This window comes from Blastococcus haudaquaticus (assembly GCF_900230285.1).
Classification (GTDB): domain Bacteria; phylum Actinomycetota; class Actinomycetes; order Mycobacteriales; family Geodermatophilaceae; genus Blastococcus_B; species Blastococcus_B haudaquaticus.
This window is the reverse complement of the sequence record NZ_OCNK01000001.1, coordinates 1,103,832-1,129,268: the sequence shown is the minus strand read 5'-3', so window position 1 is coordinate 1,129,268 and position 25,437 is coordinate 1,103,832. Positions and strand designations below refer to the sequence as shown.

Below are 25,437 nucleotides of genomic sequence, written 5' to 3'. Positions count from 1 at the left end.
ACGTGCGTGCTCTGGTCATCGACGACTCCCGCGCCATGCGCCGGATCGTCACAGCAATCCTGGAGGGCCTCGGCTACGAGGTCCGCGGCGCCGGCCACGGGAGGGAAGGCCTCGACGTGCTCGACGAGGGCTGGATCCCCGAGCTGGTCTGCGTCGACTGGAACATGCCGGTGATGGACGGACTGCAGTTCGTCTCCGCCGTCCGTTCCAACCCGTCGTGGCGCTCGATCACTCTCATGATGGTCACCTCGGAGAGCGAGCACACGCAGATCGTGCGCGCCCTGGCCGCCGGCGCCCACGAGTACGTGATCAAGCCGTTCACCGCCGACGCCATCCGCGACAAGCTCGCCCTGCTCGGCCTGCTTCCCCAGGAGGTTGCGCTGTGACCACGATCGACTCCGGCGAACGGCGTCGCGCCGTCGACGCCCGCCCGCTGATCACCGAGCTCATCGACGCACCCACCGTCGAGTCGATCGCCGGTGAGGCGTGGATCGCGCTGGTCGGCGAGGACGAGGTCCTGATCCCGATTCCCGGCGACCTGCCCGTGGACCCGCTGTCCGCCTGGGTCGACGTCGTCGGCCCGTGGACCGGCTCGGTGGTCCTCACCACCGGCCGCCGGACCGCCGCGGAGCTGACCCGCGCCCTCCTGGGCCCGGCCGCTCCCGCGGAGCTCGAGGACGAGGACGTCGCCGACGCGTTCGGCGAGATCGCCAACGTCGTCGGCGGGAACGTCAAGGCCGCTCTCCCCGGACCGTCGGGGCTGAGCCTCCCCGACGTCGGCGACGCCCCCGCCGTGCGCAATCCGGCCGACCTGTGCCGCATCGACGTCCTGTGGCGCGGCCAGCCCGTCGCCATCTCCGTCCAGGGCGCCCTGCCGGCCCTGCCGCTCACCCACTGAATCGCACGATCTACCCAGAACCGCGATCCCCCCAGAACGGAGTGTCACTGTGAAGATCCTCGTCGCCGACGACAGCCGCGTCATGCGGCAGATCGTCATCCGCACGTTGCGCCAGGCCGGGTACGACGACCACGACATCGTCGAGGCCGAGGACGGCGCCGACGCGCTGGCCAAGGTCGGCTCGGAGAAGCCGGATCTGGTCCTGTCGGACTGGAACATGCCGAACATGACCGGCATCGAGTGCCTCCAGGCGCTGCGCGCCTCGGGTTCGGCCGTGCCGTTCGGCTTCGTCACCTCGGAGGGCTCCCCGGAGATGCGCGAGAAGGCCGCCAACGCCGGCGCCCTCTTCCTCATCGCCAAGCCGTTCACCGCCGACACCTTCACCGAGCACCTGGACGGGGTGATCGCATGAGCACGGTGCTGCTGCCGGCCGCCAAGGACGTCCGCGACATGCTCGAGGGCCTCGTGGGCCGCACCGTCGTCGTGTCACCCGGCGCACCGGTGACCCCGACGCCGGACCGCCCGGTCTCCGTGGCCGTCTACGTGTCCCCCGACATGTCGGTCAACGCGCTCTGCCTGATGGACCTCGGGGCGTCGGCCTACACCGCCGGCGGTCTGGCCCTGCTGCCCCCCGGCGGCTGCCAGGACGCCGTCGAGGAGGACGGCGAGCTGAGCGGCATGCAGCTCGAGGCGCTGCACGAGGTGGTGAACGTGCTGTCCGCGCTGTTCAACACCCCGGGCGCCCCGCACTCCAAGCTGCACAAGCTGTACGCGCCCGGCGAGGAGGTCGCACCGGACCTGGCGGGCATGCTCGCCGCGTTCAACCGTGCCGACTTCGCCATCGACATCCAGGGCTACGGCAAGGGCGCCCTGTCCCTGGTCATCCCCTGATCCGGAGCTGACACCGCGGTCTCCGGACCGCCTGCAGACGCCCGGGGCGGCGCCGGGACCTTCGGGTCCCCGCGGCCCCGGGCGCTGTGCTGCTCAGGCCAGGGCCGGCCGGCGGTCCGCGACGGTGGTGGGCAGGCAGGCCCAGACGTGCTTGCGGCCGCCGTCGACGTACCAGCCGTGTGCCACGGACAGGCGGGCCACCAGGTGCAGCCCCATGCCGCCCTTCGCCGGATCGCGGTCGACGGCCGGGGCGGGCATCGTCTCCGGCGCCCGGTCGCTCACGTCGAGGAGCCATCCACCGCTGCCGGCGACGACCGTCGCCACGACGGGCGACTCCCCGTGCCGCAGGGCGTTGGAGGCCAGCTCGTCGAAGGCGAGCACCAGCCGCTCACCCGCCGTGTCCTCGTCGGGAGGGGGGAAGCCGACCACGCCGAGCCTGCTACGCAGGCCCGCCCGGGCGGCGGCCAGCTCGGCCAGTCCACGCAGGTCCCATCGCCAGACCTCGCCGCGCCCGTCCGGCAGCGGGCGCAGCGGCCACGCGAGTCTCCCCATGCCCTCGTCCCCGGTGTGGAATCGATGTCAGCGCCGGGGGTGCCCCGTAGCCGGGGTCGTCAACCGTCCGGGGGGCTGTGTTCCTGCCCCGGCGGGGTGGGCTCCGGCACACCGGACGGCCACCAGTGCCACGTCGTCCTGGGGGATGCCGCGCAGCATCCTGCGCAGCAGCCCGTCGCACAGCTCCTCCAACGGACGCCCGGCGAGCTCCCGGAGATGCCCGAGGAGAGTGCGGGTGCCGTCGTCCAGGCTGCTGTCCCTGCGCTCGATGAGGCCGTCGGTGTGCAGGAGGACGGTCGTGCCGGGCGGCAGGGCGACCACCGACTCGGCCCGGACCGCCGTCGGGTCGACCCCGAGCATCAGGTCGCCCAGCTCCGACCCCAGCACCGTGATCCCGCCGTCGGCCGCGACGACGATCGGCGGGGGGTGCCCGGCGTTGGCCCAGCGGAGGCGCGGGCCGCCCTGCCCGTCCTGCTCGAAGCGCACGATCGCCGCGGTCGCCAGCGTGTCGTCGTGCATCCCGACGACGGCGTCGTCCAGTCCGCGGAGCACCTCGGCGGGCCCGGCGCCGCTGTAGTGCGCTATGCCGCGCAGCAGGCCACGCAACTGACCCATCGCCGCCGCGGCCGCCGTGTCGTGGCCCACCACGTCCCCGATGACCACCATCAGGGCGTCGTCGCGCTGGAGGAAGGCGTCGTACCAGTCGCCGCCCACCCGCGCGGCCTCGGCCGCCGGGACGTACCGCACCACGACGGCGAGCCCGTCCACCGCCGGCGGCTCGGTCAGCAGGCTGCGCTGGAGCGTCTCGGCCAGCTGCGCCTGCTGGCTGTGCCGGTGCACCCGGGCGATGGCCCGGGCGGCCTCCGCGGCCACCTGCCACGCGGTGTCGGTGTCCTCCGCGCGCATCACCCGGTCCGCGTCCTGGTACAGGGTCAGGACCCCGACGGTGCGGGCGTCGGCCGTCAGCGGCAGGACGACCGCCGTGGCGGGGGAGAGCTCGACGAGCAGATCCCGAGCCGGCCCCTCCGGCATGACCCGGAGGACGGCGTCGACGGACTCGGTCACCGGCGTCCCGGCCGCGAGCGCCTGGGCGACGGGGGACGTGCCGGGCAGGGTGGCGAGGCGGAGCTGCGCGTAACGGTCCATGACCGGACGTCGTGCGGGGTCCCCGTGCCAGGAGCCGACGTCGCGCGCGTGCCCCTCCCGGTCGACGAGCGTCACGATGCAGGCGTCGGCCAGCACCGGCACGACCAGCTGCGCCAGCCGGGCCAGCGCCGACAGCGTGTCCAGCTGACCCGAGAGCTCGGCGCTCACCCGGGCGAGCAGCGCCGTGCGGGCGGTGGCCCGGCGTGCGGCCTCCTCCGCGTCGCGCCGGTCGGTCACGTCCAGCAGGTAGACGGCCAGCCCGTCCGGCGTGGGCCAGGCCCTGATCTCGAACCACCCCCCGACGCCCGGGTGGGCGGCCTCGAAGGTGAGCGGCCGGCCCGTGGCCACCGCCGTCCGGTAGTGGGTCTCGACGTCGCTGCCGACCAGCTCGGGGACGGCCTCCCACAGGGACTGCCCGGCCAGCTCCGACCACGAGCGCCCCAGGAGCCGCTCGGCCTCCGCGTTGACGTAGTGGAGGTTCCAGCGCTTGTCGAGGAAGCAGAAGGCGGCCGGCATGGTCTGGAGGAACCGGCCGAGATCGGCGTCGGGAGGAGGCCCGATGCCCTCGCGCTGCCGCGCCTCCTGCTCATCCACCCCGGTGCCCCCACGCCTGGCCGCTTCCGACGGTCGGCCCCTTTGTCGGAGCGTCCACACCGACAGGGCGGGGACGCACCTGATTGTGTCCACCCGGCCCGCCGCTGCCAAGGAGGCGCGGAGCGGGGCATCTCCGCCCGTCGGGGTGGGACCGGAGACCGGGAGCGCCCAGGTTTACGGCGTAGGCCGGGGGATGGGGCAGAGTGGGCCGCATGACGTACGAGGCGGCCCCTCCGCCCGGCGACCTGCTGCTGCAGGCCGTCGAGGGCATGGAGCGGCCGCTGTTCGTCCTCGACGCGGACTGGCGCTTCCGCTACATCAACCCGGCCGGGGCACGCGTCCTCGACCGGACCGTCGACGGCCTGCTCGGACGAGACGTCTGGGCGGAGTTCCCGGAGGCCGTCGGCGGCCCCTTCGACGAGCTGTACCGCGGAGTGCGGTCGACCGGGGTGACCGCCGGGACCGAGGCCTGGTTCGGGCCGCTCGGGAAGTGGTTCCGCGCCGACGCCTTCCTCACCGATGCGGGACTGGTCGTCACGTACGACGACGTCACCGAGCGCCGCCGGATGCTCGAGGAGCGGGCGGCGGCCGTGACGGACCGGGAGGAAGCCGCAGCGTCGGCAGCAGCGGCGGCCGAGTCCGCCGAGCTGGCCGGCCGGCACCTCCTGCTGCTCGGGGAGATCAACCTGGCCATGACGTCGACGCTGGATGTCGACGAGGCGGTCGACCGGTTCGCGCACCTCGTCGTCCCGACGCTGGCCGACTGGTGCCTGGTCAGCGTGGTCGACCCGGACGGCACCCGCCGGGACGTCGGGCGCGCGCACAGCGACCCGGCCCAGGTGGCCGCGATGCACCGGTACGCGGATGCCCGGGTGGCGACCAATCACGCGAGCGCCCCGGTCCCCACGGCCCTGCGGAACAACCGGCCGGTGATCATCCCCGAGCTGACCGACGCCCACATCGAGGCGATGGTCGTGAACCCCACGGCCCGCGAGGAGCTGCGTCCGCTCCGCCCGGCCGCGGTGGCCACCTTCCCGCTGGTCGCGCGGGGGGAGACCTTCGGCGCGATCACCCTCGTCAACGGATCGGCCCGCGGGGCGCACACCGGTGACGAGCTGCGCACCGCCGAGATCGCCTCGCGCCGGGCGGCGCTCGCGCTGGACAACGCCCGGCTGGCGCTGGCCAACCAGCAGGTCGCCGAGCGGCTGCAGCTGAGCCTGCTGTCCCCGCCGGTGCAACCCGACCAGCTGGAGCTGGCCGTCCGCTACCGGCCGGCCACCCAGGGCGTCTCGATCGGGGGCGACTGGTACGACGCCTTCCTGCAGCCCGACGGCGACACGGTCGTCGTGATCGGCGACGTCATGGGTCACGACATCGAGGCCGCGGCGGCCATGGGTCAGGTCAAGACGCTGGTGCGGGGCATCGCGTTCGACCGGCTCGAGGAACCGGCCGGCGTGATCCGCCGCGTCGACCACGCGCTGGTCGGCCTGGCCGTCCCCGCGATGGCGACGGCGCTGGTCTGCCGGATCGAGCAGGGGCCGGGGGACCGGGCCGCTGGTCTGCGGCGGCTGCGCTGGGCGACGGCGGGCCACCCCGACCCGATGCTGCTGCTGGCCGACGGGACCGTGCTCGACCTGACGGCGCCGGTCGGGCCACCCGTGGGCATCGGCTGGCTGGGCCCGCGCGTCGACGGCGTCGCCGAGATGCCCGAGGGCAGCACCCTGCTCCTCTTCACCGACGGTCTGTTCGAGCGCCGCGGCATGCTGCTGGACGACGGGCGTGAGCGGCTCCGCGAGGTCCTCGCCGGTTCGGTGGACCTGCACCTGGACCAGCTGTGCGACCGGCTGCTCGCCGAGATGCTGGGCGTCGGCGTCGAGGACGACGTCGCCGTGCTCGCCGTCCGGGCGCACCCGGTGCACGCCGAGCGCCCGGCGGTGGCAGGCCCGAACGTGCTGCCGCCCGCCGTGCCGCTCGTCCGGTGAACGAGGCCGTCAACCGGCGACCTCGATCGCGAACGCGGTCAGGAAGCCGAGGGTGGTGATCACCCCGGTCCACGAGCGGGTCTCCTCGAACGCCTCGGGGATCATCGTGTCGGCCACCATGGTGAGGATCGCACCGGCCGCCACCGCGGTGATCACCGCGATCACCTCGGGGGAGGCGCTGCCCAGCGCCAGGTAGCCCAGCAGCGCGGCGAGGCCGCTGGCCACCGCGATGCCGCCCCAGACCCCGAAGACGTAGCGCGCCGACCGCCCGCTGCGCTTCATGCCGGCGGCGCTCGACAGGCCTTCCGGCACGTTGGAGATGAACACCGCCGCCAGCACGGGCACGCTCACCGAGCCCCCGCCCAGGAGTCCCAGTCCGAGGACGACGGACTCGGGGATGCCGTCCAGCAGCGCGCCGACCGCGATCGCCATCCCGCTGCCGGCCTGGTCGCGCTCCGAGGGCTGCAGGCCGCCCGAGCGCTTGCGGTGCCGTGCGCCGCGGCGGGCCAGGACGGCGTTGGCGGTGACGTAGGCCAGGGCGCCGGCCACGAAGCCCGCGGCGGCGGGCAGCAGGCCGCCGGTGTCCGCGGCCTCCTCCATGAGGTCGAAGGCCACGGCGGAGATGAGCACGCCCGAGCCGAAGGCCATGACCCCCGCGACGACGGCCTGCGGCACCCGGGCGAACCAGGCGACCAGCGCACCCAGCACGAGGGCGGCCCCACCGAGCAGCCCGAACAGCCCCGCCTCGATCCACACCGGCATGCGGGCTTTGTACCCGGCCCCGTCCAGAGGCTCGCCGCGAGCTCGCGAGCGGGGAGGAGGACCGGGGTCCTTTCCCTAGTCCGGGTGGCGCAGGAGGTAGCGGCCGAAGTGCGGGACGGTGAAGGCGATCTGCCCGCGCTCGGCCGAGTAGACCAGGCCCTTCTTGATCAGCGAGTCACGCGCGGGGGAGAGGGACGCGGGCTTCCGGCCGAGGGAGACGGCCACCTCCGACGTGGCCACGGCCGCGCCGCCCGGTCCGCCCAGCTCGGCCATGGCGTGCATGTACTCGCGCTCGGCCGGGGTCGCGCGGTCGTAGCGGGAGCCGAAGAACCCGACGGCGAGCTCGGTCTCGGCGACCGGCGCGGCCATCGCGACGTCGGCGGCGGTGATGGGGGAGGAGGCGGCGACGTCCCACGTCACCTTGCCGTAGGCCTGCACGAAGTACGGGTAGCCGTCGGCGGCCTCGTACAGGGCGTCCAGGGCGCCCTGCGCGAACTCCACCCCCTCCCGCTCGGCGGGTGCGATCAGCGCGCGATCGGCGGCCTCGCGCTCCAGCCGGTCGATGCGCAGGTACCGGAAAAGCCGTTCGGAGTAGCTCTTCGACGCCGACAGCACGGCGGGCAGGTGGGGGAGACCCGCACCCACGACGATCAGCGGCGCGCCCTGCTGGGAGAGCTCGTGGCAGGCCGCGCAGATGGCCGAGACGTCGTCGGGCTGGACGTCCTGCATCTCGTCGATGAACAGCGCGATGCCGCTGCCGATGTCGGCGGCCACCCCGGCCGCGTCGCTGAGCAGCTCGACGAGGTCGATCTCCATGTCGCCGGAGTCGGCGCGCCCCGTGGCCGCAGGGACGTCGATGCCGGGCTGCCACCGGTCCCGCACCTTCGCGTCGGCTGGGCTCACCCGCTGCGCGAAGGCCTTGACGACGCCGAGGACCTCCTCCATCGACCCCTGGTCGCGGTGGCGCGGCCCCAGCTCGCGCAGCGCCATGTGCAGCGCGGAGGAGACCGGCCGCCGCAGCGACTGCTCGGGACGCGCCTCGATCTTGCCGGTGCCCCAGCCGCGCGAGATCGCCGCCGACCGCAGCTGGTTGAGCAGCACGGTCTTGCCGACGCCGCGCAGCCCGGTCAGCACGAGCGAGCGCTCCGGCCGGCCGTGGGCGATCCGCTCCAGCACCACGTCGAAGGCCGAGAGCTCGGTGTCCCGACCGGCCAGCTCGGGGGGTCGCTGGCCGGCGCCGGGCGCGTACGGGTTCCGGACGGGATCCATGTCGAGCACCGTATGGCGTTCTCTAGTCCGATCCGTAGAGATCGGTAGAACGGGCTAGGCGTGTCGTGGGATCAGAGGAAGGCGTGCGGCCGGCCGTCGAGCCACGCACGGACGGCGTCGGCCTGCCGCTCGAGGGTCGCGCGGAAGGGCCCCAGGAACGGCGCCTGGGTCACGTCGAGGGAATGGCGTCCGCCGTCCGCGAGCCGCAGCCACACCGCCCAGCCACGGCCGGCGGCGCGGTCGACCTCCACGCCGTCGATCTCGTCCCGGGTGAACGTGCGGGTGGACCAGGCGTTCCGCACGGTGAGCCGGCCGTCGTCGGTGCCGATGGCGCTCCAGAACAGCATGCGGCCGACGAACGCCACCGCGACGACGGCGATGACCAGACCCGGCACCCGGAAGTTCCCCCAGCCGTCGTCGGAGAACAGGAAGGCCGATCCCCAGACGGCGAGGAAGGCGGGGCCCACGAGCCGGACCCACCGCGGCTGCCGGATGGCCAGCGGCTCGTCGGTCGTCGTCACGGCGAGGATTCTCGCCCGTCGAGCGGCGTCTGCCAATCTCTAGGGCAGGCGCTAGACACCCGCAGATCCGGCCAGATCCCCCAACGGACAAGCGCGCACCGCTAGCGTCGGCCGCGTGATCAAGTTCGCGCTCAAGGTCGTCATCCTCGCCGCCGTCTTCTTCGGCCTGACGAAGTACGACGTCCTGTCGGGGCTGAACGTCGTGGAGAACCCCGACGGGCCGCTCGGCATCTACGGCACCTACCTCTGGATCGGGTTGATCTTCGGCGTGGTGAACGCGATCGTGGGGCCGCTCCTGCGACTGCTGTCCCTGCCGTTCGTCCTGCTGACGCTGGGCCTGTTCCTGCTGGTCATCAACGCGGCGCTGCTCGCGCTGACCGCCGGGCTCACCGACCGCCTGACGATCGACGGGTTCGGCACGGCGATCATCGGCGGCCTGATCCTCGCCGTCGCCGGGTGGGTGGCCGACCAGCTCCTGGACCGCTGAGCTGCGCCTGGGCGGTGCGTCCGGCCACGGGTCGGTAACGCCGCCCGGCGTCGCCATGAGAAGTGGTCCGGACCGCAGTAGCGTGGCCTGACATGGCCAGCACCACGGTTGCCCCGGAGACCCCGGTGCGCGCACCGGACGGGGGGCCGTCGGGCGGCGCCCTGACCGAGCTCGCCGCGCTGGAGGCCGCCCGCGACGAGAAGCGGCAGCTCCTGGACAGCGCCGCCGAGGCGGCCCGCTCGACCGGGCGCGAGCTGCCGACGGGGTGCACCCCTGACGACCTGCCGGGCCTGCTGCAGCGCTACTACTGGAGCGAGCCGGCGGCCGAGGTGCTCGGGCACGAGCCGGCGGAGCTCGCCGAGCTGGCGCTGGGCCACCTGCGGCTGGCCGAGGTGCGGCCGACGGGTTCGGCCACGGTCGACGCGCAACGCCTCCCGGATGGTCGCGCCGTGGTGCGGCTGGTCACCGACGACATGCCCTACCTGGTCGACTCGGTCACCGCCGAGGTCGTGCGGCAGGGCTTCGCGCTGGCGCACATCGTCCACCCGGTCGTGGTGGTGCGACGCGACGTCGGCGGGCGCATCAAGGCCTTCTGCGACAGCGGACAGGCCGCCGGCTGCGGGTCCGACGCCCTGACCGAGTCGTGGATGGCCGTCGTCCTCGACGGGCCGCTCGACGAGGAGGCCAGCAGCGACCTCGTCCATGGCCTGCGCACGGTGCTCGACGACGTGCGCGCCGTCCACGAGGACGCCGAGCGCCTCCGGCTGCGGCTGGTGGAGGTGGCCGGCCGGCTGGACGAGTTGGCCGGCGGCGTCCCCACCGGCCCGGACACCGACCCCGCCGACGATCCCGCCGAGGCCGCCGCGCTGCTGCGCTGGCTGGCCGACGGGAACTTCGTCCTCCTCGGCTCGCGCGAGGTGGAGCAGGGGGCCGGGCGGGCCAAGCAGGGCGCGGCCGTCGTCCCTGGCAGCGGCCTGGGTGTGCTCCGCAGCGACATGGACATGAGCGAGCCGACCGCACGCATGCCCGAGGCCGTCCGGACCCCGGGCCAGCGCCTGCTGACCGTGACCAAGGCCGACACCCGGTCCCCGGTGTACCGGCGGGCGTGGCTGGACCTCGTGGCCGTCAGCCTCCCCGCGGACGCGCAGGGCCGGGCGCGCCAGTTCCGCTTCGTCGGCCTGTTCCCGTCCGCGGCCTACACGAGCAGCGTCGTCGACGTCCCGCTGGTGCGCCGGCGGGTCGCGGAGGTGGTCGCCCGCTCCGGCGTCCCGGCCGACAGCCACACCGGCAAGGAGCTGCTGGAGGTCCTCGAGACCTATCCGCGCGACGAGCTGCTCCAGGTGGGCACGGACGAGCTCCTGCCCGTCGCCAACGCCGTCCTCCACCTGCAGGAACGCCGCCAGACCCGGCTCTTCCTGCGGCAGGACCCCACCGGCCGGTTCTGGTCGGCCCTCGTCTACCTGCCCCGCGACCGCTACACGACCGAGGTCCGGCTGGCGATGCAGCAGGTCCTCCTCGAGCGGCTCGGCGGGACGAGCATCGAGTACACGGCGCGCTCCACCGAGTCCGTCCTCGCCCGGCTGCACTTCGTGGTGCGCGTGCCCATGGGGCGGCGCGGCAGCCACAAGCCGGTGTCCGTCGACGCCGAAGGACTGCAGGACGAGCTCGCCGCGGCCGCCCGCAGCTGGACCGACGGGCTCTCCGACGCGCTGCACGCCCGCTACGGCGCCGATGCGGAGAAGCTGCTGGCCCGGGTCGCCGACGCCTTCCCGGCCGGCTACCAGCAGGACTTCCCGCCCGAGCAGGCCGTGGACGACCTGGCCCGGCTGGACGGCCTCGGCGAGGGACAGCTGTCCATGCGCCTGTGGACCTCGAAGGGCGCCGCGGCCGGCGACCGCCGACTCACCGTCTACCGGGTCGGGCAGCGGCTCCTGCTGTCGGAGGTCCTGCCCGTCCTGCAGAACATGGGCGTCGACGTCGTCGACGAGCGGCCCTACGAGATCGACCGGATCGGCGCCCCGCCGACGTGGATCTACGACTTCGGGGTGGCGGTGCCGGCCGGCGAGCTGCCGCTGCTGCGGTCCCTCCCCGAGCGGTTCACCGACGCCGTCGGCGCGGTCTGGCGGGGAGAGGCCGAGGACGACGGGCTCGGTGCCCTGGTCCTGCTCGCCGGCCTGAACTGGCGGCAGGTCAGCGTGGTGCGGGCCTACGTGCAGTGGCTGCGCCAGGCGGGGCTGCCCTTCGGGCAGCGCTACGTCGAGGAGACCCTCGCCGCGCATCCCGACGTCGTCGCCCGGCTGGTGCTGCTGTTCGAGACGCGTTTCTCTCCGGGCCGGGTCAACGGCCGGGCGAAGCGGCAGGACGAGCTGGTCGAGGCGCTGCGCGGGTCGATCGGCGAGGTGGCCTCCCTGGACGCCGACCGGGTGCTGAGCTCGCTGCTCGCCGCGGTGACCGCCACCCAGCGGACGACGTACTACGCGGGCGGACCGCTCGCGCTGAAGCTGGACCCGAAGGCCGTCCCCGACCTGCCCGAGCCCCGGCCGGCCCGGGAGGTGTGGGTGAGCTCGCCGCGCGTCATGGGCATCCACCTGCGCTTCGGCGCCGTCGCCCGCGGCGGGCTGCGCTGGTCCGACCGGCGCGAGGACCTGCGCACCGAGGTGCTCGGCCTGGTCAAGGCGCAGATGGTGAAGAACACCGTCATCGTGCCGACCGGCGCCAAGGGCGGCTTCGTCGTCAAGAACCCGCCGCCCGACGGGGCCTCGCGCGACGCCGCCATCGCCGAGGGCCAGGCCTGCTACCGGCTGTTCATCGGCGCGCTGCTCTCCCTCACCGACAACCTGGTCGACGGCACGGTCGTGCCGCCGGAGAAGGTCGTCCGGCACGACGGCGACGACACCTACCTCGTGGTCGCGGCCGACAAGGGGACGGCGACCTTCTCCGACCTCGCGAACTCGGTCGCCATCGAGCGCGGGTTCTGGCTGGGCGACGCGTTCGCCTCGGGCGGCTCGGTCGGCTACGACCACAAGGCCATGGGCATCACGGCCCGCGGCGCCTGGGAGTCGGTGACCCGGCACTTCCGCGAGCTCGACGTGGACGTGCAGCGGCAGGACTTCACCGTCGTCGGCATCGGCGACATGTCCGGCGACGTCTTCGGCAACGGGATGCTGCTGTCGGAGCACATCCGGCTGGTCGGGGCCTTCGACCACCGGCACGTGTTCGTCGACCCCACGCCCGACGCGGCGGCCTCCTTCGCCGAGCGCAAGCGGCTGTTCGGCCTGCAGCGCTCGTCGTGGGCCGATTACAACCGGTCGCGCATCAGCGCAGGCGGCGGCGTCTGGCCGCGGACGGCGAAGGCGATCCCGGTCTCCGCGCCGATGCGCGCCGCGCTCGGCATCGACGACGGCGTGGACTCCCTCACCCCGGTGGAGCTGATCCGGGCGATCCTGCTCGCGCCGGTCGACCTGCTGTTCAACGGCGGCATCGGCACGTACGTGAAGGCGGCCACCGAGAGCGCGCTGGACGCCGGGGACAAGGCCAACGACGCGGTGCGGGTCGACGGCGGACAGCTGCGCGTGCGGGTGGTCGGCGAGGGCGGGAACCTCGGGCTGACCCAGCGCGGCCGGGTCGAGTACGCCCTCACCGGTGGCCGGGTGAACACCGACGCCATCGACAACTCCGCCGGCGTCGACACCTCCGACCACGAGGTCAACATCAAGATCGCCCTCAACCGGGTGGTCGACGACGGCGGCATCGACGCTGCCGGCCGGGCCGCGCTGCTGGGCGAGATGGCCGACGAGGTCGCCGGCTCCGTGCTTTCCGACAACCACGACCAGAACGCCACCCTGGCCGTCGAGGTGACGTCGGCCCGCAGCCTGCTGGACGCGCACGAGCGCTTCCTGCGCTCCCTGGAGCGGTCGGGCCGGCTGCTGCGCAGCGTGGAGGCGCTCCCCGACGACCGCGCGCTGGCCGAGCGGCGGCGCGACGGGCAGGCGCTCACCGGCCCCGAGCTGTCGGTCCTGCTCGCCTACGCCAAGCTCGAGACCGGCGACGTCGTCCTGCACAGCGACCTCCCCGACGACCCTGCCCTGGACGACCTGCTCACCGGCTACTTCCCGAGCCGGCTGCGCGAGCGGTTCCCGGCGGCGATCACCGGCCACCCGCTCCGGCGGGAGATCGTCGCGACGGCGCTGACCAACCGCGCGGTCAACATCGCCGGCGTCACCGGGCTCTTCCGGCTGCACCAGGAGACCGGGGTGCCACTGGACCGCGTCGTCCGGGCCCATGCCGTCGCCCGGGCGGTGTTCGACGTCGACCGCCAGTGGGACGCGGTCGGCGCCATGGACAACCAGGTGTCGGCGACGACGCAGGTGGAGCTGCGCACGGAGGCCACCCGGCTCGCCGAGCGGTCGGCGCGCTGGCTGCTGCGCCAGCCGGACCTGGTCGCCGATCCGGTTCCTCCGGTCGCCGCCGTGAGGGACCGGTTCGCCGCGCCGGTCGCTGCGGTCCGGGCCGCGCTGCCCACCTGGCTGCTGGGGGTGGAGGCCGCGGCCTACGCGGCCCGCGTCAGCCGGCTGCAGGAGGCGGGGGTGCCCCCGGAGCTCGCCGCGGAGGTCGCCGCCGCCCCTCTGCTGCCCGCGGCGCTCGACCTCGCCGTCGTGACCGAGCGGACCGGGGCGCCGGTGGCGCTGGCCGGGCAGGTCATGCAGTGCCTGGCCGAGCGGCTGGGGCTGGTGCCGCTGCGCGAGCTGGTCACCGCGCTGCCCCGTGACCGCCGCTGGCCGTCGATGGCGCGGGCCTCGCTGCGCGACGACCTCGCCGCCGAGGCCGCGTCGCTCACCGAGGACGTGCTCACCGCCCGCGGTTCCGACGACGACGACCCGCACCAGCTGGTCGCCGGGTGGGTGGAGGCGTGGGACACCACGCAGGCCCGCTCGGCCGCGCAGCTGGCCGACATCGCGTCCGGGGACCGCCACGAGCTGGCCGAGCTGCTGGTCGCCGTCCGGACCCTGCGCGGGCTGCGGAAGCGGCGTCAGGCCCGCCGCCTCCCCCGCCCGCCCGAGTAGGGGTTCCGGCGCTCCGGGTCTGGGCAGGGGCGTCCCATGACCCGACCTCTCGTGGTGCTCGGCGGTGCCGGTGACCTCACCGGCCGGTTGATGCTGCCCGGCCTGGCCGAGCTCGAGGACGTCGGTGAGCTCACCGACGACCAGACGCTCCTGGCGGTGGGCCGTGAGGAGCTCTCCGACGACGACTACCGCGACTGGGCGCGGGAACGGCTGACCGAGCACGCGGCACACGTGCCCGAGGCGGCCCGCGACCGGCTGCTCGCCCGGCTCGGGTACCACCAGGGTTCGGTGACCGAGCCCGCCGACCTGCGCGCGGTGCTCGAGCGGGCCGGCGGCGTGCCGGTGGTCTACCTGGCGCTGCCCAACACGGTCTTCCTCCCCACGCTGCGGGCGCTGACCGAGGTCGGCCTGCCCGAGGGTGCCGCCGTCGCGGTGGAGAAGCCGTTCGGCGAGAACGCCGACGACGCCCGCGAGCTGAACGCGGTGCTGGCGCAGCTGCTGCCGGACGAGGCGGTCTTCCGCGTCGACCACTTCATGGCCACCCAGACGGTGCTCAACATCCTCGGGCTGCGCTTCGCCAACCGGCTGTTCGAGCCGGTCTGGAACGCCGGCCACGTCGAGCGGGTCGACATCGTCTTCGACGAGACGCTGGGCCTCGAGGGGCGGGCGGGCTACTACGACACCGCCGGCGCGCTGCGGGACATGCTGCAGAACCACCTGCTCCAGCAGCTCGCGGTCATCGCGATGGAGCCGCCCGCGGCGGTCGACGCGGGAAGCCTCGCCGCGCGCAAGGCCGACGTCCTCCGTGTCGTCCGGCCGCCTGCGGACATGGCCCGCGACACCGTGCGGGGCCGCTACACGGCCGGGACCGTGGACGGCCAGGAGCTGCCCGACTACGTCGCCGAGGAGGGTGTGGAGCCGGCGCGCGAGACCGAGACCTACGCCGAGTACACGGTGACCATCGACAACTGGCGCTGGGCGGGCGTGCCGTTCCGCCTGCGCTCGGGGAAGGCCCTCGGCGAGAACCGGCAGGAGATCCTGGTCCGGTTCAAGCCCGTCCCGCACCTCGCCTTCGGCGGTACCCCGCCCGAGGCCGGGCTCCTGCGCCTGGGCTTCGACCCGGACACGATCTCCCTCGAGCTCAACCTCAACGGTGCGGGGGACCCGTTCGACCTGGAGCGGACGACGCTGGGCATCGAGCTGCCACCCCGCCGGCTGTCGGCCTACGGACTGCTGATCAAGGAGATGCTGGCCGGCGACCCGACGCTGTCCATCAGTGCCGCCGAGGCCGAGGAGTCGTGGCGCATCGTGGAGCCGATCCTGGCGGCCTGGGACGCCGGGGACGTGCCGCTGCGCGAGTACCCCGCCGGCTCCGACGGACCCGGCTGACGCGGGGCGGCTCCAGCGGCATAGCGCCGTCTCCGCGTGTCTAGGTGCGCTCCTAGAGAGCGGTAGACGTGGTCAGAGAGCGGGGCGGCGCTCGCCGAAGCGGGTGGCCTGCTCGAAGGCGTGCCCCACCTCGAGCACCCGGCGGTCGGCCCGCGGTGCCCCGATGACCTGCAGGCCGACGGGCAGCCCGTCGCCGGTGAACCCACCCGGCACCGACAGCGCCGGGCAGCCGGTCGCCGAGACGACGGTGCAGGACCGCATCCACTCCAGGTAGTTCTCCTGGTGCACGCCGGCGATCTCGGTCGGGTACTCGATCTCCACCGGGAACGGCAGCACCTGTGTGGTCGGTGCGAGGAGGACGTCGTACTGCTCGAAGAACGCGACCATCCGCTCGTAGAGCTTCGTGTGCTGCTGCTCGGCGCGGGCCAGGTCGGAGCCGGTGAGCTTCGCGCCCAGCTCGGCGTTCCACCGGATGGACTCCTTCAGCTTGTCCGGGGAACGGCGGGCCAGGTCGCTGAACGCGGCGTCGAAGAGCCACGCCCGCAGCGTCCCGAACACGTCGTCCGCCCCGGACAGGTCCGGACAGGCCTCCTCCACGGTGGCCCCGAGCGACTCGAACACCCCGACCGACGGCGCGAGCACCGCCGTGATCGCCGGGTCGACGGTCACCTGGCCGCCGAGATCCGGCGCCCAGGCCACTCGCAGTCCGGCGAGGGACGTCGGCAGGTCGGCGGCGAACGCCGTCGGATCGTCGCCGAGCGCGATCGGCACCCGCGGATCCGGGCCGGCCAGGACCGAGAGCTGCAGCGCCACGTCGGCGACGGTCCGGCCCATGGGTCCCTGCACCGAGAGCTGCGACCAGGCCATCGGCGCCGGCCACGTGGGCACCCGGCCGGGCGTGGGCCGCAACCCCACCACGTTGCAGAAGCCCGCCGGGTTCCGCAGGGAGCCGCCCATGTCGCTGCCCTCGGCCAGGGGCACGAACCCCGCAGCCAGCGCGGCGGCGGCCCCGCCCGAGGACCCACCGGCCGACAGCCCGTGCCGGTAGGGGTTGTGGGTCGCGCCGAAGAGCGGGTTGAAGGTGTGCGACCCGGCGGCGAACTCCGGCACGTTCGTCTTGCCGATCCGGATCGCCCCGGCCGCCTGCAGCCGGGCCACCACCAGCTCGTCGCGCAGGGGCACGGTGTCGGCGTGCAGGGGTGATCCCCACGTCGTCCGCATGCCGCCGGTGGCGTGGGTGTCCTTGTGCGCGACCGGCAGGCCGTGCAGCGGCCCGACCGGGTCGCCGGCCGCCAGGGTCGCGTCGGCGGCGTCGGCGGCCGCCCGTGCCCCGTCCGCGTCCAGGGTGACGACGGCGTTCACCGAGGGGTTGAGCCGGTCGATGCGGTCGAGGTGCGCGTCGAGGAGCTCGCGGGCGGAGATCTCACGGTTGCGCAGCAGGTCGGCCAGCTGCGTCGCCGGCCGCAGGCACAGGTCGTCGGTCACCGGCCGAGCCTGTCATGCCCCCGGTGGCATGCGGTACGGGCCACGAGGGAACGATGGACCCGATGGACGACGAACGAGACACCAGCGCGACCTTCGAGGACCTGGAGCTGCGGCCCGAGCTGCTGGCCGCCCTGTCGGCACTCGGCTACGAGGAGCCCACCCCGATCCAGCAGGAGGCCATCCCGCCGCTGGTCGAGGGCCGGGACCTGCTGGGGCAGGCCGCCACCGGCACGGGCAAGACCGCGGCCTTCGCGCTGCCGGTGCTCCAGCAGCTGACCGCCCACCGGCGCGACAAGGCCCCGGTCGCGCTCGTCCTCCTGCCGACCCGCGAGCTCGCGGTCCAGGTCTCCGAGGCGTTCCACCGCTACGGCAAGGACCTCGGTGCCCGCGTCCTCCCGGTCTACGGCGGCGCCCCGATCGTGCGGCAGCTGCGCAGCCTGGAGTCCGGCGTCGACGTCGTCGTCGCCACGCCGGGCCGGGCGCTGGACCTGCTCAACCGCGGCAGCCTGCAGCTCGGCGACGTCGTCACCGTCGTGCTCGACGAGGCCGACGAGATGCTCGACATGGGCTTCGCCGAGGACCTCGAGGCGATCCTCGCCCAGACGCCGGAGACTCGGCAGACGGTTCTCTTCTCCGCGACGATGCCCCGCCGGCTCGACTCCCTGGCGCGGCGGCACCTCCGCGACCCGGTCCGCATCTCGATCGCCCGGGAGAAGACGGCCGCAGGGGAGGCCCCGCGCGTCCGGCAGACCGCCTACGTCGTCCCCCGGGCGGCCAAGCCGGCCGCGCTGGGCCGCATCCTCGACATCGAGGCCCCGACGGCGGCGATCGTCTTCTGCCGCACCCGCGAGGAGGTCGACTCTCTCACCGAGACCCTCAACGGCCGGGGCTACCGTGCCGAGGCGCTGCACGGCGGCATGAGCCAGGAGCAGCGCGACCGCGTCATGGGCCGGCTGCGCGGCGGGACGGCGGACCTGCTGGTGGCCACCGACGTCGCGGCGCGCGGGCTGGACATCGACCAGCTCACCCACGTCGTGAACTACGACGTCCCCTCGGCGCCCGAGTCCTACGTGCACCGCATCGGGCGCGTCGGCCGCGCGGGGCGCGAGGGCGTGGCGATCACCCTGGCCGAGCCGCGCGAGCACCGGATGCTCAAGACCATCGAGCGGGTCGCCGGCAGCCCGATCTCGGTGCAGACCGTCCCGACCGTCGCCGACCTGCGGGCCCGCCGGCTCGACCTCACGCGGGGCGCGCTGCGCGAGACGCTCCTGGACGGCGACCTGGACGGCTTCCGGGTGGTGGTCGAGTCCCTCGCCGACGAGTTCGACCTCATGGAGGTCGCGCTGGCGGCGGTGAAGCTGGCCCACGAAGCCGGGGGAGCGGCCGAGGACGACGCGGAGATCCCGCAGGTCACCTTCCGCCCGGACTCCGGCACGGGCCCCCGCACGGGTGGCCGCGACGGCGGCGGCCCACCGCGGCGCTCGGCGGGCGGGCCGGCGGCCCGGCTGTTCGTGGGGCTGGGCCGGGAGGCGGGTGTCCGCCCGGGTGACCTGGTCGGCGCGATCACCGGCGAGACCGGATTGACCGGGCGGGACATCGGCGCGATCGAGATCCACCAGCGGTTCGCCCTGGTGGAGGTCCCGGAGCCCGCGGCGGACGAGGTGATCAGCGCCCTCAAGGCGACGATGATCAAGGGACGGAAGGCGACCGTCCGCCGCGACAAGGCCTAGGAGAAGGACCCCCTGACCCCCCACCACTCGCGAGCTCGCGGCGGGCCCTGTCAGGGGGCCGGGTCGTCCGGGACGTCGTCCGGGACGTCGTTCGGCCCCGCCTCGGCGGGGCGCGGGCGGTCCTGCCGGTGCAGCCGGACGGCGACCAGTGCGACGTCGTCCTCGGGTCGACCGTGGACCAGGCGCTCCAGCACCTCGTCGAGCAGCTCCTCCAGCGGCCGGCCGGCCAGCTCGACCAGGGCGTCGCGCAGCCGGGTCAGGCCGGCGTCGAGGTCGGAGTTCCGCCGCTCCACGAGGCCGTCGGTGAACAGCAGCACGGTCGCGCCGCGATCGAGCGTGACGACGGACTCGCGGCGGACCGTCTCGGCGTCGACGCCCAGCAGCAGGTCGCCCTTCCACGCCGCCAGCTCGGCCACGCTGCCGTCGGGATTGATCACCAGCGGCGGCAGGTGCCCGGCATTGGCCCAGCGCATCCGTGTGACGCCCCGCTCCAGCTCGTCGGGGGTCTGCTCGAAGCGGGCGACCGCCGCGGTGGCCAGCGTCCTCATCTGCAACGTCGTCATCGACGCGTCCAGCCCGCGGAGCACCTCGGCCGGGCTGGCGTCGCTGTAGGTCGCGATCCCGCGCAGGAGTCCGCGCAGCTGCCCCATCGCGGCCGCGGCCGCGGTGTCGTGACCGACGACGTCGCCGATCACGAGCATGGTGGCCCCCGACGGCTGCAGGAAGGCGTCGTACCAGTCGCCGCCCACGCGGGCCGCCTCCGCCGCGGGGAGGTAGCGGACGGCGATCTCGGCGTGGTCGGGCTGCGGCGGCTCGGTGAGGAGGCTGCGCTGCAGGCCCTCGGCCAGCTGCTGCTGCGCGCTGTAGAGCCGGGCGTTGTCCAGTGCCAGGCCCGTCCGGTCGGCGACGTCCTGCGCGGTGGACAGGTCGTGCTCCCGGATGGTGTCCGCCCGGTAGTACAGCGTGAGCAGCCCGAGCGTCCGGCCGCGACCGCGGATGGGCAGCACGACGGCGACCGTGGGGCGGAGGACCTGAAGCAGGTCGCGGGCCTCGCCGGGCGGCAGGAGTTCGACCACGGCGGCGCCCTGCTCCCGGACCTGCTCGCCGGTGAGGAGCGCGCGCGCGACGGGCGATCCGATCGGCATGCTGTCCAGGCGGACCTCGGCATACCGCTGGAGCAGGCTCCGCGATGCGGCTTCCGCGTGCCACGAGCCCACGTCACGCGCCCGGCCGTCGGGCTCGACGAGGGTCACGATGCAGAAGTCGGCGAGGCGCGGGACGACGAGGCGCGGGAGGTGCCCGACGGCTGCCTGCGTGTCCAGCGTGCCGGCCATCTCCGCGCTGACCTGCGCCAGCACGGCCAGCCGCTCGGCCGAGCGCTGGGCGCGGTCCTGGTCGCGCCGGCGGGCGGTGACCTCGAGGAAGTAGACCGACAGACCGTCGGGGCTGGGCCATGCGCGCAGTTCGTACCAGCCGTCCAGCGGGGCGGGGTAGTAGGCGTCGAAGGAGACCGGCTCACCGGTCCGGACGGCCGCGCGGTAGCTCTCCTCGAAGATGCTGTTGAGGGCTGCCGGGAAGGCCTCCCAGATCACCCGGCCCAGCAGCTCCTCCCGGGTGGTCCCGAGGAGGCGCTCCGCCTCGGCGTTCACGTGGGTGAAGTGCCACTCCCGGTCCAGGCTGTAGAAGCCGGCCGGCATGGCGTCCAGGACCCGGCTGACCCGGGCGGTGCTCGCCTGCTCGTCGGTGGTGTCGTAGGCAGCGCCGAGGAAGCGGTCGGCGACGCCGTTCTCGTCGCAGAGCGCGCGACCCCGGGCGTGCACCCAGCGGTTCTCCCCGCTCGGCAGGACGATCCGGTACTCCGCCTCGAACTCGCCGCCGCTCTCGATCGCCGCGGTCAGCGCCTCGCTGACGCGGTCGACGTCGTCGGTGTGGAGCCGGTCGTTGAACGCCTCGATCGTCTGCTCGAACTCGCCGGCCTGGAAACCGAACATCGCCAGCAGGCGGTCGTCCCACGTCAGCTTCCGGCTCGTCAGGTCCCAGTCGAACGTGCCGATGCGGGCGGCGTCGATCGCCAGCCCCCACCGCAGGCGGTCCTCCTCGTACTCGCGCACCAGGGCCGACAGCTCGAGCTCGGTGACGACCGATCCGGCGAGCTGGGTCAGGGTCGCGACGTCCTGCGCCGACCACGTCCGGGCCTCGGGGGAGAAGACGCACAGCGCGCCGACGATCCGGCCGTCGTGGGTGACCAGCGGGGTGCCGAGGTAGGAGACGACCTCACCGCCGGCGACGGGCGGGAGATCCCGTACCCGGACGTCGAGGCGCGCGTCCTCGATCGCGAGCGGACCGGCGAGCGCGGCGGTCACCGTGCACAGCGACTCGGCGAGCGGAGACGTGGACCCCAGCACGCCGGGCGGCAGGCCGACACCCGCGGGGACCAGCTGGGCGTCACCGAGCAGCGAGACCTGGCTGGAACCGGTGCCCAGGAGGCGTGCGGCCAGCTCGGCGAGCCGGTCCAGGCCGGCACCGTCGGCATCCCTCGGCCGGAGTCGCGCGACGGCGTCCGAACGGGCGGCGTCGCGGGCCAGGAGAGCGGCCGGGCCGACACCGAGCTCCTCGGCGGCCGCCCGGTCTGCGGGGTCGTCCACTGGTCCCTTTCGTCCTGGTTCAGGCCAGGGGCGCCCGCGTGCTGGAGCGTCGACAAGAGTTATGCCATGCGCGGTGTGTTGCGCGCAATGGACCTGACGAACATCACGTCCTGACGACCGGACTCACGGCGCGGCGACGACGAGCGTCAGCGCGCGGCCGCCGTCATGTTCCACGTGCAACCCCGCCCTCCTCAGCAGGCTCCGCAGCCGCACGACGTCCGCCGGTTCGGCGGTCGTCAACGCCAGCAACCGCGCCACGCGGCCCTTGTGGGCCTTGTTGAAGTGGCTCACCACCGAACGGGTCCCGTCGGGGCGCTCGCTCAGCACCTCGAGCGTCACCGCGCCGGGAACCGGAGCCAGCGCGGCGTACGAGCCGCTGCGCAGGTCGACGACCAGCTCGTCGACGGCCGCCAGGACGGGGGAGAGGACCGGCTTCCACAGCGCGCGCAGCGTCGGCAGCCCGGGAAGCGCCGAGCCCGCGGACAGCCGGTAGGCCGGGATCGGGTCACCGCCGCGGACCAGGCCGAAGAGGGCCGAGCCCACGGCCAGCCGGCCGGTCGCCCGCGAGCGCTGCGCCCGGGTCATCGACCCGACGTCCAGCGCGTCGTAGAGCACCCCGGTGTACCGCTCCAGTGCCGGCCGGGTAGGGCTGGTCCACAGCTCGGCGTTGCGGACGATCTCCGCGTCCTGCGTCGGCGACAGGCCCAGCGCGGTGCGGGCGGCCGGGACGTCGCCGGCCAGCTTGACGAGGGCGTCGGCGATCTCCGCGCGCGTGTCCGTCAGCTCGGGCGCCGTCAGCACGGCCAGGTCGAGGGGAGCGCCGTCCCCGCCGGGGGCCTTGGTCTCCGACGGCGGCAGGAGGACGAGCACGGGGGCCGACGGTACGTGGGGGTCAGGTCCAGTAGAGGAGGCGGGCGGCGGGCAGGCGGGCGTCGATCTCGCTCCGGAACCAGCTCCGCAGCTCCGCCATCGTGTCCTTCGGGTAGACGTGCTTGACGGCGCCGAACTTGCCGCGCTTCGTCGTCCGCCGGTCCTCGTCCATCTCCAGCCGGCTCCGCGGGTACCACTCGGTCAGCGTCGCCTTGCTGCCCGGCGTGAAGCGGTGCGTGATGCACTCGACCGTGAGGTCCGCCCCGTCCGGGACGGCGGCGGCGATCCCGTCGAGCAGGTCGCCGTACTCCTCCTGCCATTCCTCGCCCGGCATGATCGGGGCGATCGTCACGCCCACCGGGTATCCGGCCGCGGCGACGGCGCCGAGTGCTGCGAGCCGGCCCTGCACCGGACTGGTCGCCGACTCGAAGCGGCGGGCGACCGAAGCCGCGTTGAGCGAGAACCTCAGCCGGGTGCGGCCGGCGTGCGGGAGGTCGAGCAGGGAGCCGACGTCGTCGAACTTGGTCGTCGCCCGCAGCTGCACCGGGCCGTTCCAGTCGTGGGTGCCGAAGTGGGTGATGGCCCGCGCCAGGCCGCCGGTCAGGTGCTCGAGCGCCAGCGGATCGGTGTAGCAGGAGGCCTCGAACGTCGTGCCCTCGCCGCCCCGCGCGACGGTGCCGGAGGTGACCGACCCCCGGCCGACGTAGGGGGCCAGCCCGTCGAGGACCTCGTCGAGATCGGCGAACACGCGCGTGATCGGCGGGCCGGTGAGCGAGCCGGCGAGATAGCAGTACTGGCAGTGCGCCGGGCACCCCTCGGCGAGGTCGAAGCGCCAGTCCGCCGACGGCGGGATGGGCTGCAGCCGGCGGCGGGAGGGCGCCCCGACGACGAGGGCCAGGGTGTTCTTCGCCCGCATGAACGCCGCGCGGTCGCCGTCGCCGCGCAGGTTGGGGAGCCGGTCGCCGCGCAGCAGCTCGACGTCGGACACCCCGGCGGCCTCGAGCCGCTCGAGTACGGACCGGGCGTAGGGGCGCTCGGCGGCCGAGCGGGTGACCAGGACGCGGGCGGGCGTCCAGAGGCGGGTGGGGACGGGGGCGGCGACGGGGGTCATCACCTGGTGCAACGCCCGTGCGGGGCGGCGCAGGCCCCCGTCAGGGGGTGAGGTCGACCACCACGGGCGCGTGGTCGCTGGCGCCCTTGCCCTTGCGCTCCTCGCGGTCGATGCGGGCGCCGGTGACCCGGCTCTGCAGCGCGGGGGAGCCGAGCACGAAGTCGATCCGCATGCCCTCGCGACGTGGGAACCGCAGCTGCGTGTAGTCCCAGTAGGTGTAGACGCCGGGGCCCGGCGTGTAGGGCCGGACGACGTCGGCATACCCCGCCTCGACGATCGCGCGGAAAGCTGCCCGCTCGGGTGGGGAGACGTGCGTGGAGTGGGCGAAGACGGCCATGTCCCAGACGTCGTCGTTCTCCGGCGCGATGTTCCAGTCGCCGACCAGGGCCGTGGGCAGGTCAGGGGCTTCGGCCTGCCACCGCGCCGCCGTCGTCCGCAGGGCCGCCAGCCACTCGAGCTTGTACTGCAGGTGCGGGTCGGCCAGGGTGCGGCCGTTGGGCACGTACAGGCTCCACACCCGGACGCCGCCGCAGGTGGCGCCCAGCGCCCGGGCCTCCGGGGCGGGGTCCTGCCCCTCCTTGGCCGACCAGGACGGCATGCCCTCGAAACCGACCTGGACGTCGTCGATGCCGATGCGGGACAGGATCGCGACGCCGTTCCACTGCGAGTGGCCGACGTGGGCCACCTCGTAGCCGAGGGCGCTGAACACCATCTCGGGGAACTGGTCGTCGCGGCACTTGGTCTCCTGCAGGGCCAGGACGTCGACGTCGCTGCGTTCCAGCCAGGCCGCGACCCGGTCGGCCCGGGAGCGGATCGAGTTCACGTTCCAGGTCGCCAGCCGCACCATGACATTGTCGACCTACCGGTCAACACCGCGGGCAGGTGCCCCCCACCCGCCGTTGAGCCGCTGCGTCACACCTGCGCGGAGACCCTCCGGGCCCCCACTCGGCGTGACAGGACTGTTCACACCTGGACCGGCGTCTCCCCCTTGGCGGCCATGCGTGCCCGCAGCCGCTCGCGGCTCTCCACGAACTTGGTCGCCTGGGCGTCCAGCCCGGTGAGGAAGGCGGCGAGCTGCTCTCGGGCCTGCTCGCCCTCGGGGCCGAAGTCGCTGCGGTCGAAGACCTTCCACGTGCGCAGGATGGGGCTGACCACCTCGTCGTGGTGCAGTCGGAGGTCGTAGATGCCGGCCTTGGCGATGATCGTGGAGTTCTTGCGGAAGTTGGCCATGTTGGCGCCGGGCATCTCGAAGTTCATGACCTCGTTGGCCACGGCCTTCATCGTCTCGTCGGGGTCGATGTCGAACGCTGCCGTGACCAGGTTCCGGTAGAAGATCATGTGCAGGTTCTCGTCCGTCGCGATACGGGCGAGCAGCTTGTCCGCGATCGGGTCGCCGGTGGCCTTGCCCGTGTTCCGGTGCGAGACACGCGTCGCCAGTTCCTGGAAGGACACGTACGCGACCGCCTCCAGCGGGCTCTTGTCCCCGGAGTCGTAGCCGGTGGTCATGTAGTCCATCCGGGCCCGCTCGAGCTCCACCGGATCCACCCCGCGGGTGACGACGAGGTAGTCGCGCAGGGCCACGCCGTGCCGCCCCTCTTCCGCGGTCCAGCGGCCGACCCACTGCCCCCACGCGCCGTCTCGACCGAACCGGGTGGCGATCTCGCGGTGGTAGCTGGGGAGGTTGTCCTCGGTGAGCAGGTTGACGAACATCGCGGCCTTCGCCGTCGCGTCCAGCCGGGACTGCTCCGGGGTCCAGTCCTCGCCACCGAGGAAGGCGAAGTTGCGGCCCTCGTCCCAGGGCACGTAGTCGTGCGGATGCCACTCCTTGGCGATCCTGATGTGCCGGTCGAGGTTCTCCGCGACCACGGGCTCCAGCTCGGTGAGCACTGCCGCGGCGGGGGACGTCTGGGGCATGGGGACCTCCGGGTGACTCGACCTACGCCAGCGAACCTACGCCACCGTAACCACTGGTCGTCGTCCTTCCTGGGTTCCCTCTTCGGTGTCGTCCTACCCCTTCCGGGCGGACCGGGAATGCCGGTCCG

The 25,437-nt window shown here is 73.9% G+C and carries 20 protein-coding genes; 9 read left to right on the top strand and 11 right to left on the bottom strand.

Going from position 1 to position 25,437, the window contains the following annotated elements:
- Positions 1-2: 2 nt before the first annotated feature.
- Genes CRP30_RS05540 through CRP30_RS05525 form a run of 4 tightly spaced genes read left to right on the top strand, consistent with a single transcriptional unit; the run spans position 3 to position 1,789 of the window.
- On the top strand, positions 3-386 hold the full coding sequence (locus CRP30_RS05540; protein WP_097182869.1) for a response regulator: 384 nt from the start codon (positions 3-5) through the stop codon (positions 384-386).
- The gene (locus tag CRP30_RS05535; RefSeq protein ID WP_097182868.1) at positions 383-898 is read left to right on the top strand and encodes a chemotaxis protein CheX; all 516 of its coding nucleotides are present in this window, start codon (positions 383-385) and stop codon (positions 896-898) included. The genes CRP30_RS05540 and CRP30_RS05535 overlap by 4 nt, the downstream gene beginning before the upstream one ends.
- A 49-nt stretch (positions 899-947) precedes the next feature.
- Positions 948-1,310 (top strand): response regulator, encoded by a 363-nt coding sequence (locus tag CRP30_RS05530; RefSeq protein WP_097182867.1) that lies wholly within the window; start codon positions 948-950, stop codon positions 1,308-1,310.
- Complete coding sequence (locus CRP30_RS05525) at positions 1,307-1,789, top strand: hypothetical protein (protein ID WP_097182866.1); 483 nt, start codon at positions 1,307-1,309, stop codon at positions 1,787-1,789. The genes CRP30_RS05530 and CRP30_RS05525 overlap by 4 nt, the downstream gene beginning before the upstream one ends.
- Before the next feature lie 93 nt (positions 1,790-1,882).
- Here CRP30_RS05525 and CRP30_RS05520 read toward each other — a convergent pair whose 3' ends face one another.
- Positions 1,883-2,341, bottom strand: a complete 459-nt coding sequence (locus CRP30_RS05520) for an ATP-binding protein (protein WP_097182865.1) — start codon at positions 2,339-2,341, stop codon at positions 1,883-1,885.
- A gap of 27 nt (positions 2,342-2,368) precedes the next feature.
- Positions 2,369-4,081, bottom strand: a complete 1,713-nt coding sequence (locus CRP30_RS05515) for a SpoIIE family protein phosphatase (RefSeq protein ID WP_097182864.1) — start codon at positions 4,079-4,081, stop codon at positions 2,369-2,371.
- 212 nt (positions 4,082-4,293) lie between these two features.
- Here CRP30_RS05515 and CRP30_RS05510 point away from each other — a divergent pair, with 212 nt between their 5' ends.
- A complete protein-coding gene (locus tag CRP30_RS05510; RefSeq protein WP_143278402.1) occupies positions 4,294-6,063 on the top strand; it encodes a SpoIIE family protein phosphatase in 1,770 nt (589 codons plus the stop codon).
- A gap of 9 nt (positions 6,064-6,072) precedes the next feature.
- On the opposite strand, the gene CRP30_RS05505 is transcribed toward CRP30_RS05510, so the two are convergent.
- From CRP30_RS05505 to CRP30_RS05495, 3 genes are all read right to left on the bottom strand, one after another.
- A complete protein-coding gene (locus tag CRP30_RS05505) occupies positions 6,073-6,825 on the bottom strand; it encodes a ZIP family metal transporter (RefSeq protein WP_097182862.1) in 753 nt (250 codons plus the stop codon).
- Between the two features lie 75 nt (positions 6,826-6,900).
- Entirely contained in the window at positions 6,901-8,094 is a 1,194-nt protein-coding gene (locus CRP30_RS05500; protein ID WP_097183164.1) for an ATP-binding protein, read from the bottom strand.
- Positions 8,095-8,165: 71 nt separating this feature from the next.
- Positions 8,166-8,615, bottom strand: a complete 450-nt coding sequence (locus tag CRP30_RS05495; protein WP_097182861.1) for a hypothetical protein — start codon at positions 8,613-8,615, stop codon at positions 8,166-8,168.
- Between the two features lie 115 nt (positions 8,616-8,730).
- On the opposite strand from CRP30_RS05495, the gene CRP30_RS05490 reads away from it, so the two are divergent.
- From CRP30_RS05490 to CRP30_RS05480, 3 genes are all read left to right on the top strand, one after another.
- Entirely contained in the window at positions 8,731-9,102 is a 372-nt protein-coding gene (locus CRP30_RS05490) for a phage holin family protein (RefSeq protein WP_097182860.1), read from the top strand.
- Between the two features lie 92 nt (positions 9,103-9,194).
- Positions 9,195-14,165 carry an NAD-glutamate dehydrogenase gene (locus tag CRP30_RS05485; RefSeq protein ID WP_200814554.1) on the top strand — a complete coding sequence of 1,657 codons (4,971 nt, stop codon included), beginning with the start codon at positions 9,195-9,197 and terminating at the stop codon, positions 14,163-14,165.
- Positions 14,166-14,201: 36 nt separating this feature from the next.
- Entirely contained in the window at positions 14,202-15,554 is a 1,353-nt protein-coding gene (locus CRP30_RS05480; protein ID WP_097182859.1) for a glucose-6-phosphate dehydrogenase, read from the top strand.
- A gap of 72 nt (positions 15,555-15,626) precedes the next feature.
- On the opposite strand, the gene CRP30_RS05475 is transcribed toward CRP30_RS05480, so the two are convergent.
- Entirely contained in the window at positions 15,627-17,039 is a 1,413-nt protein-coding gene (locus CRP30_RS05475; RefSeq protein ID WP_097182858.1) for an amidase, read from the bottom strand.
- Between the two features lie 62 nt (positions 17,040-17,101).
- Here CRP30_RS05475 and CRP30_RS05470 point away from each other — a divergent pair, with 62 nt between their 5' ends.
- Positions 17,102-18,769 carry a DEAD/DEAH box helicase gene (locus CRP30_RS05470; protein ID WP_200814553.1) on the top strand — a complete coding sequence of 556 codons (1,668 nt, stop codon included), beginning with the start codon at positions 17,102-17,104 and terminating at the stop codon, positions 18,767-18,769.
- Positions 18,770-18,819: 50 nt separating this feature from the next.
- On the opposite strand, the gene CRP30_RS05465 is transcribed toward CRP30_RS05470, so the two are convergent.
- The 5 genes from CRP30_RS05465 to CRP30_RS05445 form a co-directional block, all read right to left on the bottom strand.
- Positions 18,820-21,414 carry a SpoIIE family protein phosphatase gene (locus CRP30_RS05465; RefSeq protein ID WP_097182856.1) on the bottom strand — a complete coding sequence of 865 codons (2,595 nt, stop codon included), beginning with the start codon at positions 21,412-21,414 and terminating at the stop codon, positions 18,820-18,822.
- A gap of 123 nt (positions 21,415-21,537) precedes the next feature.
- Complete coding sequence (gene yaaA / locus CRP30_RS05460) at positions 21,538-22,284, bottom strand: peroxide stress protein YaaA (protein WP_097182855.1); 747 nt, start codon at positions 22,282-22,284, stop codon at positions 21,538-21,540.
- Between the two features lie 22 nt (positions 22,285-22,306).
- The gene (locus CRP30_RS05455; protein ID WP_097182854.1) at positions 22,307-23,395 is read right to left on the bottom strand and encodes an SPL family radical SAM protein; all 1,089 of its coding nucleotides are present in this window, start codon (positions 23,393-23,395) and stop codon (positions 22,307-22,309) included.
- A gap of 40 nt (positions 23,396-23,435) precedes the next feature.
- Positions 23,436-24,242, bottom strand: coding sequence for an exodeoxyribonuclease III (locus CRP30_RS05450; protein WP_235003182.1), 807 nt, complete (start codon positions 24,240-24,242; stop codon positions 23,436-23,438).
- A 116-nt stretch (positions 24,243-24,358) separates the two neighbouring features.
- The gene (locus CRP30_RS05445) at positions 24,359-25,309 is read right to left on the bottom strand and encodes an acyl-ACP desaturase (RefSeq protein ID WP_097182853.1); all 951 of its coding nucleotides are present in this window, start codon (positions 25,307-25,309) and stop codon (positions 24,359-24,361) included.
- Between the last annotated feature and the right edge of the window lie 128 nt (positions 25,310-25,437).